This window comes from Nitrobacter sp. 62-13, from assembly GCF_001896955.1.
Taxonomy (GTDB): Bacteria; Pseudomonadota; Alphaproteobacteria; order Rhizobiales; family Xanthobacteraceae; genus Nitrobacter.
Window position 1 is genome coordinate 1 of record NZ_MKRN01000057.1, and the last position, 12,076, is coordinate 12,076.

Here is a 12,076-nt window from a genome sequence, read left to right on the forward strand (position 1 = left end):
CGCGGACGTGTTTCTCGGGGTTTCGGCCGGCGGCGTGCTGAAGCCGGAGATGGTCGCGCAGATGGCGGACAAGCCGCTGGTGATGGCGCTCGCCAATCCGAACCCCGAAATCATGCCGGACGAGGCGCGCAAGGTGCGGCCCGATGCGATGATCTGCACCGGCCGCTCCGACTTCCCCAATCAGGTGAACAATGTCCTGTGCTTTCCCTTCATTTTCCGCGGCGCTCTCGACGTCGGCGCGACCGCGATCAACGAGGACATGAAGCACGCCGCCGCCGATGCCATTGCGCGACTCGCGCGTGAGCCGCCGTCCGATGCGGCGATCCGGTTTGACGGAGAGACCGAAGGTTTCGGACCGGGTTCGCTGATTCCGAGTCCGTTCGATCCCCGGCTGATCCTGCGCATCGCGCCTGCGGTTGCGAAAGCGGCCATGGCGTCCGGCGTCGCGACGCGGCCGATCACGAATTTCGACGAATACCACGGGCGGCTCGAACGCTTTGCGTTCCGCTCCGGCCTTGTCATGAAGCCGGTGTTTACCCAGGCGAAAACCCAGCCCTGTCGGGTGATCTACGCCGAAGGCGAGGATATGCGGGTGCTGCGGGCGACCCAGCAGGTGCTCGAGGAGCGACTGGCGCGTCCGATTCTGGTTGGTCGCCCGTCGGTGGTGGAAACGCGGATCAGGCGTCTGCGCCTCGCGATCAAGGCCGGCAAGGATTTCGACCTCATCAATCCCGAGGACGATCCCCGCTACCGCTCATATGTGCAGTCCTATATCGACGCCGCAGGCCGCTTCGGCGCGACGCCCGATGTCGCCCGCACCACGATCCGCACCAATGCGACGGTGATCGCCGCGCTTGCGGTGGTGCGCGGGGAGGCCGACGCCATGTTGTGCGGCGTGGAAGGCAGCTACATGCGGCACCTTCGCCACGTTCGGGAAATCATCGGATACATGCCCGGCGCGAGCGATTTCGCCGCGCTGTCATTGATGATCACGAGCAAGGGCGCTTATTTCATTGCGGACACGCAGGTTCGTCCGAACCCTTCCGCCGAGGAACTGGCCGACATCGCTGCGCGAGCGGCGGTGCATGTGCAGCGCTTCAACATCAAGCCGAAGATCGCGTTCGTGTCGCATTCCGATTTCGGCAGCTATCATACAGAGTCTTCGCGCAAGGTGCGCCGCGCCGCCAATCTGTTTCATGAACGCCATCCCGACATCGAGTCCGACGGCGAGATGCAGGGCGATACCGCGCTGTCGGAGTCGGCGCGGCAATTGATCCTGCCGCATTCGCGGCTGACCGGTGTCGCCAATGTTCTGATCCTGCCCAATCTCGATGCGGCAAACGCGGCCTACCAGATGATCAAGGTGATCGGCGGCGGGTTGCAGGTCGGTCCCATTCTGATCGGCCCTGCGCGGCCCGCGCACATCCTGACGCCGTCGGTAACGGCGCGCGGCATCCTCAACATGACGGCCGTGGCAGTGGTCGAGGCGCAGGAGCGCACGAGTCGGCAGCAACCTACCTTGTTCGGCTGAAATATGACGGGCGGTCCTTTTTTCGATCTTTCAAAACGTCGCGCGAAGCGTTCATACTCGAATTCCTGAAGGACGATCCACGTTCGCCTGAATTTGTGGGGGGCTGATCATGCCAGTGTTCATCACTGTGGGACGAGTTTTGTTTTCGGTGTTGTTCATCTTTTCGGGCGCGTCAAAACTGTTCGACATCGGAGGGACGGCGGAAGGAATCACATCCAAGGTCGTCATCCCGGCCGTTCTGACGAGTCTCACGACCCAGCTTGAAGCGTTGACCGGCATGCCGACCGCTCAAATGCTGGCCATCGCAGTCGGCGCGCTCGAACTCATTTGCGGCGTGCTCATCGCGCTCAACCTTGGCGCGCGCTTCTTTTCGCTGGTGCTGGCCGCATTTGTCGTCGCTGCAACGTTCTACTATCACGACTTCTGGAACCAGAGCGGACCTGAGGCGAAGAACAACATGATCCACGCGTTGAAGAATCTGTCTCTGATCGGGGCATTGTTCATCATCGCCGGGATCGGCCGTCGTCCGCGAGCGACCGCTGCGGCTGGCAGCGAAGCCTGATCGCTGGCGACTTTCCGGTTTTTGAAACAACCAAAGCCAAGACGACCGATACTCGCTTTATCTGCAAACAAGAGCTCTAAGGCGTACGGCGCCACGCGGTGACACGAACGTCGTTCGCCGCGTCGAGTATCATGGTCTCGCGAGGCTGTAGCCCATGCGCTGTCAGCAACGCTTGCGGAGACTGGTCGGGAACGTGCGGGAAACAGCCTTCGCCGCCGGGCAATGTCACGTGGGGCGCTTCGGACAGCCAGAACGTATCGTATCGATCGAGAAACATTTCGAAGACAACCGGGCCGCCGATGATCGCGGCCGTCCCGTCGCGCACCCCGGCGCGATTGCAGGCCTCCTCGAATGAGGCCCCGGCAGGATTCCACAAAGTCGCCTTCGGGTTGCTGGGGTCGGCGGCGAGATCCGCGACGCGATGCGTCAGTATGATCCGCTTGCGGAGCGGCGAGTTGGGCTGATCCTCATAGGAGTTGCGGCCATGCACGACGACATCGGCGCGATCAAGTCCCGCGGTGAAGAACTCAAGGTCGCCTTTGAATTTCAGCGCCTGCGGCATCACACGATTCGCATCGGCGAGCATTCCGTCCGCCGATACGATGACGAATCCTTCGATGCGAAGCATTATGCGTTCCGGATCGCCGCGTCTATTCGGAGATTGTCTGGACAACGCTGTTGACGGGCCGTGAACTCACGGTCGGCAGCTTGGTGTCCTTCTTCAGTTCCTCGTCGTATTGCGCGAGCGTCTCGACCGGAGCCTTGGCCTTCATCTGCACGACCTTGTATCCGCCGGCTTTCAGCCTGCGCAAAATCTCCGGCAGCGCCTCGGCGGTATGCTTCTGGAAATCGTGCATCAGAATGATGCCCTTGCCGACCTTGTCGAGTTTCCTGAAGATATTGTCGACCACCTGTTGGGCCCTGTGCGACTTGAAGTCGAACGAGTCGACGTCGCAAGAGAAGATCGCGATATTGCGCTCGCCAAGGTAGGTCACCATCTCCGGCGGATGCTGCAATGCCGGGAAGCGGAAGAACGGGGCAGGGGCAGCCTCGAGCGCCCACTTGACGGCGCTGAATCCCTTCTCGATCTCGTCCTTGCGCTGCGCTTCGGACAGCTTCTTGTTGTTGAGATTGGCATGAGACCATGTATGCGCGCCGACCGTATGACCGGCGGCGGCGACCTGCCGCAAAATCTCGGGATGGTATGTCGCGTGCTTGCCGATCGAGAAGAAAATGCCGGTGGTGCATTGGTCGGCGAGCGCCTTCAACACCGCAGGCGTATTTCCGGGCCACGGACCATCGTCGAACGTCAGCACCACTTCCTTGTCGCGCAGGAAATCGAGCTGCTTGAAGTGTTCAAAGCCGAAACCCGGGCCGCCGGTGGTATCGACCTGCACGACGCGCGCGACACCGAGAGCATCGGGGTTCCCGTTGCAGGCGACTTTCGGTCCGCTCGCCGTCGGCGCGGGAGCCGGAATCGCGGTCGGAGCTGCTTGCGGCGTTCCCTTGGGCGCCTGTGACCACGCGGCTGTCGTTGCACATAATGAAACCGCGCCTGCAAAAATCAGTCCCGTCGCGATGCGCATATCATAACCCCAACGTTCGTTGCGCGTTGAATCACCCGCGCCTTGCCGGCATCTTAGCGTAGCTATAGCCGGCCTCCCACGAAACTAGCATTTATCCCCCAGCCAGTTAGCTGTTCCCATGGGTTGCGACCAGCGGGTCGTCCGTGTCATTCCTTGTGTGATGATCGTCACTGTCTTGAACCCGGCGTTCAAGAGCGGCGGAGGCCGGCTAGCGCAGCTTGATGATGAAGTCGGTGCCTTCGCCGGTTTCGCCGCCAGCGACGCCTTGATCGGAGACGATGATGGAATCGCCGGTCGATAGCGCATCGGCGATTTTCGTCATGACGTTTTCGGGAATGGAAATGCGATTCAGCGCGTCGGTTGCGCTGTCCGAAGTGGCCGTCGCCGTTGCGACCACGCCGTCCGTCCGCCGATGCGACCGGCTGTCGTGGCCATGAACCTGCTCCGCGCGCGTCGTCGTCGTCGGGAGCGATACGACCGACCAGCGGAAATCGCCCTCGCTGTGTTTGTCGACTTCGGCAGTGAACACGTGTGTTCCCAGCGGCCGGTCGCTTGCGGTGATGGTGACGGGAGCATCGAACATTGGTTCAAAGTTCTGCCGCACGTAAATCTTGCTATCCTTGCGGCTGATCAGGACCGCGATGCGACCACTCCGCTTGAGAGCAGGGATCGTTTCAGGCTCGGTTTTCACAGTATCGGGGGGTAAGGGTTGAGACTGATCCTGCGCCGCGGTGGCGGAACTGTTTGGCTGCTCCTCGTCGCTCCCGACCGTGTCCGCGTCACGCTTGATAGCGGCTAACGCAATGTCGGTGTTTTTCGTGTTGCCCTCGGCGATGGCGGTGGCGGTAACCATTTCAGAAGCGGCGGGAGGGGGCTCGGGGCGACGGGTCATCAGCAGCGGATGCGGGAATTGCGCAGGAGTCACTTCGCCGGGAGTGATGATCACGCGCGCGCCTGTTCTGGTCCAGCCCCACATCTTCACCGCGAAACTCGTCGGCATTCGGATACAGCCATGCGATGCGGGATAACCCGGAAGCACGCCTGCGTGCATCGCAATGCCAGACCAGGTGATGCGTTGCATGTAAGGCATCGGCGCGTCGCTGTAGATATTCGAGCGGTGCCACTTCTGCTTCTGGATGACGCTGAAAACGCCCAGCGGAGTCGAGTGGCCGGGCATTCCTGTCGACACCGGCGTTTCGGCGAAAAGGCCGTTGGCGTCATAGACCTTGAGCCTTTGCCGGCGGATCGAAATGGCGATGATGAGCGGCCCTTTGGGCTTGCGCGCGCTTCCGGCAGCCTGTTCGGGCTTTGAGGGACGATGATGCCTGGCGCGATGCGATTGCGGCCTCACGGCCGGAGGAGGAGGCTCCTCTACATAGATGTCCGGATAATCATAATCGTCCTGCCAGAATATCTGGCTGTATGCGGGCGATCCCAGGCTGAACAGAACAACGATAACGAGTCCAAACCAGAGGCAAGCAGGGCCGGGCCATGCAGCAGCGGCTTGGATCGGGAATCGTTTGCCCGAAAACCAGCGTGCGACCGGAAACAAAGACCAATGCTCGTTCACGCCTTCATTCCTCGAAATCCCGGTTCGGCCACAAATGCCGCAGCCACTCATGACATTCTTTCGCGCAAAAATCGGCGGCCTCGCTTCGGTCAAAAATAGTGTGAATTTGTTCACATGAATCTAATGCCCACGGTTTCGGCTGGGCATCTTTCCGCGGGAACTTGGCGACCATACATTGGCTGGGTCCAGCAAACGGAGCAAATGATGACATTTCGAGGTCAAACTGATGGCAAATACCGTAGGGCCTGGAACTTCCGGGCCTTCGTCATCCTTGCGATTGCAGTGCTCGCCGGATCGCAAGCCCATGCGGCCGATGAACCCGACCTGATCTTTCGCCGTTCGACCGTATTCAAGTTGCTGACCCCGAATGACAAACTTGCGACCTATGGTGTCGATGATCCGGAGGTCGAAGGCGTCGCGTGCCATTTCACCGTACCGGAAAAGGGCGGCATCAAGGGCTGGTTGGGAATAGCCGAAGAGGTCTCGGATATCTCGCTGTCCTGCCGTCAGATCGGACCGATTCATTTCAAGGGAAAGATGGGACAGGGGGAGGACATGTTCAAACAGCGACGTTCGCTGTTCTTCAAGAAAATGCAGATCGTGCGCGGCTGCGACGTAAAACGAAATGTGCTGGTCTACATGGTTTATTCCGACAGGCTGATTGAAGGCTCACCACAGAATTCGACATCCTCTGTCCCGATTATGCCATGGGGCACCGCGGATACGAACGTGCAAAAATGCGGGGATTTTATTTCCAAATAGGCTGGTCAGGCGTCGCTTCCGGTTGGCGGTTGCGATCCTGCATTCATCGCTTCGGGCCGGTGCGCGATATGCACTTGCGCGCCGGAACGACGCCGGTCGGCCCGAGCTTGGCGCCGGCGATTTCCTTGATCTGCCCGGCCGGGCACGATCCGTCGTCGACAAGAACGCGTTCGCCCAGCCGCAGATTGACGATGTCGGTTTCTCGCGACACTTGCGAGGCATTCGCGGCAGCCGCCGTACCGATCAATGCGCCGATCATGAGGAGCAGCATGTCGCGAATACGCATCACCGTCTCCATCAGTCTCAGGTCCGGAGATGCGATTGCGCTACAAGGACGGCTAGCAGCGGCGATCCCGGACCCGGATCAGAATCGTTTATCGTTGCCGAATCTGCGCACCACGCGACGCTCGACGACAACCGAGCGCAGCGCGCCTTGCTCGCCGGCAATCACCCGCGTCGTCGGCGACCGCGCAACAGTCCGGGCAGTTTTCTTGACCTCGGCGTGAACGATATCGAGCGGCATCCCGATCAGCGACGCCGCGATCTCGGCCTGCGAGTCGAGATCGTCGGTGATCCCGGTGGCCGCGAAGATGGCTTCCTCCAGCGTGGGAGGATCGCGGCGAACCCGCCGGATGCCATATTTCGTCTGCCAGCCTTCACTCATCATTCGCCTCAATGAATTGCGCAAAACATGACGCGCCTCCGCGCATCATGACCGCGCCTGACCTTTCGAGAAATGACGTTGCTCCGCTCGTCTGGTTCCGTACACAACGTCGTTGATTCGATTCAATTTCAGAGCGCAAGGACGTAAACACCTCCGCCTTAGGAGACTCGAAGCTGCATCTCAATACGGAATTTCATGTGGCAATACAGCTATGCATTTTGCCGCGCTCGCGAGGCTTTGATGGCCGCCTCAGATTGTCGCAGCCGGAGCAGGGGCCGCGAACGGCGTCAAGCCGCGTTCTCAACCGGGTCCGGTCAATCGTGGCGCCACCTGAGAAGGATGCTGCGGCCATCGTTTCAATGCGGCGTGGCCCGCGTCGGTAAGGGCATAGGTCCCGCGCTCCACGCGGTCGAACCATCCATAGACGTTGTGAAGAAGGATTTTCCCCGCATCCGGGTTTTCTGGCCTGAGATCCCGCACCCGGCGCGGACCCACGGCCATCGCGGCCGCACAGCTCAATGCCTGCTGGCGGTAGGCCGTCATGATCGGCATCCGTGAGGTGCCGCCGGCGACCGGATCGCCCCTGCGGCGCCTATGCTCCGTCACCAGCCGGGAGCGTTTTTTAGGATTGCGGCGCGGGTTGACCGTGGCGGGTGCGACCAGCACTTCAACGTCGCCACGGTCGGTCACGCCGAGCATCCCGAAACCGAGCCGCCGGCACAGGTTGCGATAGCGCGCGTCGCTTTCGCGGCCCTTGCCGCGCTCCGACAGCCTGGCGGCGAGCCAGACCTCGTCGCAGGCGCCGGCACGTTCGACGCCTTGCAGGATCAATTCGAGATTGAAGCTGAGTTTCAACTCGCCGATCACCACGACGGGCGGATCGTCGCCGCTCAGCGCGACCAGATCGCAGCCGCCGATCTCGCCTTTGACCGTGAAGCCGAGACTTTCAAGATGACGTTTAACCGGAAGATAGAGAACAGTTTCCACGGGTGCGGCGGCTCCGGACGACTCACGGCCTGAGCTTATCAAATCTCAGGTTCGATCGGTGAATCAGGGAGGCGCTTGAACAAGCCAAGTCGGAGATCGCTGGCGCGATAGATCATCTCGCCGTCGGCGTAAACCGTGCCATCGGCAATCGCCATCACCAGTTTGGAGCGCATCACGCGCTTGATATCCACGGTGTACGCAACTTTGCGGATGTGCGGCAGGATCTGGCCGGTGAATTTCAATTCACCAAGGCCAAGGGCGCGTGCTCGCACATGCTGGTCGCGGCCTAGCCAGACCAGATAGAATCCGACCATCTGCCAAAGCCCATCGAGGCCAAGGCAGCCGGGCATCACCGGATCGTTGTGAAAGTGACAGTGGAAGAACCAGAGGTCCGGTTTGATGTCGAGCTCGGTGCGTACCAGCCCGCGTCCGTATTTTCCGCCACCTTCCGTGATCTCCGTGATGCGATCGAACATCAGCATCGGAGGTAGCGGAAGTTTCGGTTCGCCTGGCCCGAACATTTCACCGCGGCCACAGGCCAGCAAATCATCGTATTCGTAGCTCGCGCGGCGTTGAAGCATGCGTCGCTGATCCTGCAGGAGGGAGAGGAAGCACGCCCACGACAAAGTCGGGGCAATTCCATGGTCACCAGCGAAGTCGTAAAAAAGGGCAGCGCCTTGTCTGATTGAAAGACAAGGGCGTTAATAAGACGTTACTTGTTACCTCGTTTGGTTATATTACAAAATCTATAGCGGGCAAAGTGGGTCAGACACGTCCGCGCACGGGCAGCAGCGCTCCCGTCACGGCGCTTGCCCCATCGCTTGCCAGAAACAGGATGACGTTCGCCAGTTCGTCCGCGGTTACCCAGGTCGCGAAATCCGCTTTGGGCATGTCCCTGCGATTGGCGGGAGTGTCGATAATGGTGGGCAGCACGGCATTGACGGTGACCTTGCCCTTCAGTTCGGCGGCGAGTGCTTCGGTCAGGCGATGCACCCCGGCCTTCGACGCCGCGTAGGCGCCCATGCCGGAGCCAGCCTGCAAGGCCGCCATCGCGCCGACATTGACGATGCGGCCCGCTCCGGAAGCAATCAGATGCGGGATCGCGGCCCGCGATGCGTTCAGCGCGGTGGTCACGTTGATCGCGTAAAGGCGCTGCCAGGTTTTCGGATCGCCGTCAGCTATTGTCTCGAACGCGAACCCGCCGGCGATGTTGACGAGAGCGTCGAGCCGGCCGAAATGCGCGGCCGCGACGTCGACGGCCCGCAAAGCCTGCGCCGCGTCGGACAGATCGACTCCGCCGAGTTCAATCCGGTCGGTTGTGGTCGCGCCGCTTGCCGCGCCGGCAAAGTCAATCGCGGCCACGCGGGCGCCGCGCGCGAGGGCCGCGTTCGCGACAACCGTGCCCAGTGCGCCGGAGGCTCCGGTGATGACGATGACCTTTCCATGCATGAAGAAATCTCCAGATTGGAATGGCTGAAGTACGGAGGCAGGATCTCACGCCGGCTTGGCAAGCTTGTCCTGCGTCCGGGTTTCGAAATCGGAGGCGTCGTGCCGCTCGCGGAGTTGGCTTGCGGGATCGCCGGAGGTGCGGTTGACAATGCGGCCGCGCTTTACCGCAGGCCGCGCGGCGATCTGCGCGGTCCAGCGTTGTACGTTCCTGTAGCTCTGGACGTCGAGGAAGGTGGCGCTGTCGCCGTAGAGCTTGCCCTCGGCCAGGCCGCCGTACCACGGCCACACCGCGATGTCGGCGATTGTGTATTCCTTGCCGGCCAGATATTCGTTGTCCCTGAGCCGCCGGTCCAGCACGTCCATCTGCCGCTTCGTCTCCATCGCGAAGCGGTTGATGGCATATTCGATCTTCTCCGGCGCATAGTTGTAGAAGTGCCCGAAGCCGCCTCCGAGATAGGGCGCGCTTCCCATTTGCCAGAACAGCCAGGACAAGCATTCCGCGCGCGCCGCTGTTGCCTTCGGAATGAACTCGCGAAACTTCTCCGCAAGATGCAAGAGGATCGCGCCGGACTCGAATACACGGAACGGCACAGGTCTCGAGCGGTCTATCAAAGCCGGTATCTTCGAATTCGGATTGACCTCGACAAAACCCGAGCCGAACTGCTCGCCGTCGATCTGGATCAGCCACGCGTCATATTCCGCGCCGGTGTGGCCGCGCGCCAGCAGCTCCTCGAACATGATCGTGACCTTCTGGCCGTTCGGCGTCCCCCGCGAATAAAGCTGGAAGGGATGTTTGCCGACGGGCAATACCTTCTCGTGAGTCGCGCCGGCGGTTGGCCGGTTGACGGACGCGAATCTGCCGCCGTTCTCTTTGTCAAACGTCCAGACTTTTGGCGGCGTGTAGGGTGCATCGGTCATCGCGGGAGGGCTCCGGAAGGCGGGGGTTTTTGGGATCAGTTAGTCCTGAATGCGCGGCCGTGCAAGCGTACGGGCGCCGAAGGAACGAATGACATACGTCACGCGTTGACGGGAGCCAAGATGAACACATCCCGCACCCTAAAATCTGCCCGAACCGTTCTCGCCATCGATGTCGGCGGGTCTCACGTCAAGGTGATGACCAGCAGGGACCGCATCAAGCGCGAGTTCGAATCCGGGCCTGATCTCACCGCGAAACAGATGGTTCGCAAGGTCAGGGCGCTGACGAAGGACTGGTCCTTCGACGTTGTCTCGATCGGCTATCCCGGCCCGGTCTGCGGCAATCGCCCGCTGCGCGAGCCTTTCAATCTCGGCGAGGGCTGGAAGGGTTTCGATTTCGAAAAGGCGTTCGGCAAGCCGACGAAAGTCGTCAACGATGCGTTGATGCAGGCGCTCGGCGGCTATCGCGGCGGGCGGATGCTGTTCCTCGGGCTCGGCACCGGGCTGGGCTCCGCGATGATCATCGACGGCGAACCGGAGCCGATGGAGTTGGGGCACCTGCCGTATCGCAAAGGCAAGACCTACGAGGACTATGCCGGCGAAGCCGGACGCAAGCGCCGCGGCGACAGGAAATGGCGCAAGCACGTTGCTGATATCGTCGAGCAGCTCACGGCCGCGCTTGAACCGGACGAGGTGTTGATCGGCGGCGGCAATGTCGCGCATCTCGACAAGCTGCCGCCGAAATCGCGCCGAGGCGATAACGCCGATGCGTTCGAGGGCGGATTCCGGTTGTGGAAGGGAAGGGCGGCGTCGGCATGTCGCGAGCCTTGGGAAAACACAATGACAAAGCGATTCAAGAATGGTGACCATGTGAGCTGGAATTCAGAAGCGGGCCGCGTGTCGGGGACGATTATCGCCGTCCACACCAAGGATTTCGATTACAAGGGGCACATGCACCGCGCATCCAAAGACGACCCGCAATATGAGATCAAGAGCGACAAGACTGATCACGTCGCGGCTCATAAGGGCGGTGCGCTCGAGCATGTGCGCAGGTGAGGGGGCTTGACTGTCATTGCGTGAAGCTCAGGGCGACGCGGTCGTCGTCTCCGATGACGACGAAGCAATCCTGAAAGCCGAGGAAGAACCGGATTGCTTCACCTCGCTCGCAATGACATATTCACGGAGCGTTCCCGTTTAGATGAAACGCGTTGTGATGTGCCGATGTCGCGAGTTCTTTATCTATTGATAGCCGTCGTCCTGTCGCTCTCGTTCGTCGCCGCGGATGCCGCGCCGCGTCACAAGAAGCACGCGCAACGTCCGCATAATTACGGCTTTCTGCCGGGCTATCGTCAGCCGCTGAATAATGCCGCTCCGCTGTTCAGGCAGGAGGCGTCGGTGCTGCGCAATGCGCGCCGTCCCCGGCGCCATTGGTACATCGATCCGAACGTGCAGTATTTCAATCTTTACGACGGCGAATGGCGCTATCCCGGTCGCCCCGGATTCTACCGCGGTCGCTACAACGGCGGCAGCATCGGTCCGTGCTGGACGCAGACACCGATCGGTCCGGTGTGGACGTGTGGGTGATGAGAGCAAGATGAAGCTCTCGACAATCTGCGGCTGGAACGTCCGGCCAGCGGTCGCGACGGCGCCAATAGATCCGACGACTTCGATCGCTGTTCTCTGGACCGCGAGCATCCGTGGGAACAGCCGCACGTGTCAGGAGATCGTATAGAGGATGAATCGTTTCATCATCGATGCCCATCGAAGGATGGTAAGCATCTGTCTCGAATAGTCGAGGATCCTCACCTCCGCGATCAACGACGACGTTGAACTGCTATTCTTTCTGCAAAGTATGTGTGTAGTACCACAGCGTGCCGTTGAGCACCATCGCGCCGAAGATATTGCCGATGGTAACCGGGATCTGGTTCCACACCCACCACTCGTAGATGCTCACATTGGCGCCCGAGAGGATGGCGGTCGGGAAGAGCCACATGTTGACCACGGTGTGCTCGAAGCCCAGCGCGAAGAACATCCCGATCGGGATCCACAT

Annotated in this window: 15 protein-coding genes and 1 pseudogene; 6 read left to right on the forward strand and 10 right to left on the reverse strand. The window is 60.9% G+C overall.

Going from position 1 to position 12,076, the window contains the following annotated elements; all coding sequences use genetic code 11:
* A partial coding sequence (locus BGN91_RS05990; protein WP_292611406.1) for a phosphate acyltransferase occupies nucleotides 1-1,531 on the forward strand: 1,531 nt, incomplete at its 5' end.
* Nucleotides 1,532-1,640: 109 nt separating this feature from the next.
* On the forward strand, nucleotides 1,641-2,093 hold the full coding sequence (locus BGN91_RS05995) for a DoxX family protein (protein WP_292611408.1): 453 nt from the start codon (nucleotides 1,641-1,643) through the stop codon (nucleotides 2,091-2,093).
* Nucleotides 2,094-2,169: 76 nt separating this feature from the next.
* On the opposite strand, the gene BGN91_RS06000 is transcribed toward BGN91_RS05995, so the two are convergent.
* The 3 genes from BGN91_RS06000 to BGN91_RS06010 all read right to left on the reverse strand — a co-directional run bounded on the left by BGN91_RS06000 (nucleotide 2,170) and on the right by BGN91_RS06010 (nucleotide 5,249).
* On the reverse strand, nucleotides 2,170-2,721 hold the full coding sequence (locus BGN91_RS06000; RefSeq protein WP_292611410.1) for a dihydrofolate reductase: 552 nt from the start codon (nucleotides 2,719-2,721) through the stop codon (nucleotides 2,170-2,172).
* Between the two features lie 22 nt (nucleotides 2,722-2,743).
* On the reverse strand, nucleotides 2,744-3,679 hold the full coding sequence (locus BGN91_RS06005; RefSeq protein WP_292611412.1) for a polysaccharide deacetylase family protein: 936 nt from the start codon (nucleotides 3,677-3,679) through the stop codon (nucleotides 2,744-2,746).
* 208 nt (nucleotides 3,680-3,887) lie between these two features.
* Complete coding sequence (locus tag BGN91_RS06010; protein WP_292611414.1) at nucleotides 3,888-5,249, reverse strand: L,D-transpeptidase; 1,362 nt, start codon at nucleotides 5,247-5,249, stop codon at nucleotides 3,888-3,890.
* Nucleotides 5,250-5,453: 204 nt separating this feature from the next.
* Here BGN91_RS06010 and BGN91_RS06015 point away from each other — a divergent pair, with 204 nt between their 5' ends.
* Entirely contained in the window at nucleotides 5,454-6,011 is a 558-nt protein-coding gene (locus BGN91_RS06015) for a CreA family protein (protein WP_292611415.1), read from the forward strand.
* Nucleotides 6,012-6,054: 43 nt separating this feature from the next.
* On the opposite strand, the gene BGN91_RS06020 is transcribed toward BGN91_RS06015, so the two are convergent.
* The 6 genes from BGN91_RS06020 to yghU all read right to left on the reverse strand — a co-directional run bounded on the left by BGN91_RS06020 (nucleotide 6,055) and on the right by yghU (nucleotide 10,029).
* Nucleotides 6,055-6,297, reverse strand: a complete 243-nt coding sequence (locus tag BGN91_RS06020) for a DUF6719 family protein (protein WP_292611417.1) — start codon at nucleotides 6,295-6,297, stop codon at nucleotides 6,055-6,057.
* Between the two features lie 78 nt (nucleotides 6,298-6,375).
* Nucleotides 6,376-6,675 (reverse strand): hypothetical protein, encoded by a 300-nt coding sequence (locus BGN91_RS06025; RefSeq protein ID WP_292611419.1) that lies wholly within the window; start codon nucleotides 6,673-6,675, stop codon nucleotides 6,376-6,378.
* Between the two features lie 300 nt (nucleotides 6,676-6,975).
* Nucleotides 6,976-7,662, reverse strand: coding sequence for a DUF2161 family putative PD-(D/E)XK-type phosphodiesterase (locus tag BGN91_RS06030; protein ID WP_292611421.1), 687 nt, complete (start codon nucleotides 7,660-7,662; stop codon nucleotides 6,976-6,978).
* A 38-nt stretch (nucleotides 7,663-7,700) separates the two neighbouring features.
* The gene (gene fabA, locus BGN91_RS06035) at nucleotides 7,701-8,243 is read right to left on the reverse strand and encodes a bifunctional 3-hydroxydecanoyl-ACP dehydratase/trans-2-decenoyl-ACP isomerase (protein WP_292611423.1); all 543 of its coding nucleotides are present in this window, start codon (nucleotides 8,241-8,243) and stop codon (nucleotides 7,701-7,703) included.
* A gap of 184 nt (nucleotides 8,244-8,427) precedes the next feature.
* Nucleotides 8,428-9,111 carry a 3-oxoacyl-ACP reductase FabG gene (fabG, locus tag BGN91_RS06040; RefSeq protein WP_292611425.1) on the reverse strand — a complete coding sequence of 228 codons (684 nt, stop codon included), beginning with the start codon at nucleotides 9,109-9,111 and terminating at the stop codon, nucleotides 8,428-8,430.
* A gap of 45 nt (nucleotides 9,112-9,156) precedes the next feature.
* A complete protein-coding gene (gene yghU, locus BGN91_RS06045; RefSeq protein WP_292611427.1) occupies nucleotides 9,157-10,029 on the reverse strand; it encodes a glutathione-dependent disulfide-bond oxidoreductase in 873 nt (290 codons plus the stop codon).
* Between the two features lie 120 nt (nucleotides 10,030-10,149).
* On the opposite strand from yghU, the pseudogene BGN91_RS06050 reads away from it, so the two are divergent.
* The 3 genes and pseudogenes from BGN91_RS06050 to BGN91_RS06060 all read left to right on the forward strand — a co-directional run.
* Nucleotides 10,150-10,833 (forward strand): annotated as a pseudogene (locus BGN91_RS06050) (ROK family protein); the annotation flags it as partial.
* Nucleotides 10,834-10,866: 33 nt separating this feature from the next.
* A complete protein-coding gene (locus tag BGN91_RS06055) occupies nucleotides 10,867-11,082 on the forward strand; it encodes a DUF2945 domain-containing protein (protein ID WP_292611433.1) in 216 nt (71 codons plus the stop codon).
* A 165-nt stretch (nucleotides 11,083-11,247) separates the two neighbouring features.
* Nucleotides 11,248-11,610 carry a hypothetical protein gene (locus tag BGN91_RS06060; protein WP_292611429.1) on the forward strand — a complete coding sequence of 121 codons (363 nt, stop codon included), beginning with the start codon at nucleotides 11,248-11,250 and terminating at the stop codon, nucleotides 11,608-11,610.
* A gap of 250 nt (nucleotides 11,611-11,860) precedes the next feature.
* Here BGN91_RS06060 and BGN91_RS06065 read toward each other — a convergent pair.
* Nucleotides 11,861-12,076, reverse strand: a 216-nt coding sequence (locus tag BGN91_RS06065; protein WP_292611431.1) for a formate/nitrite transporter family protein, incomplete at its 5' end; no start/stop codon positions are given.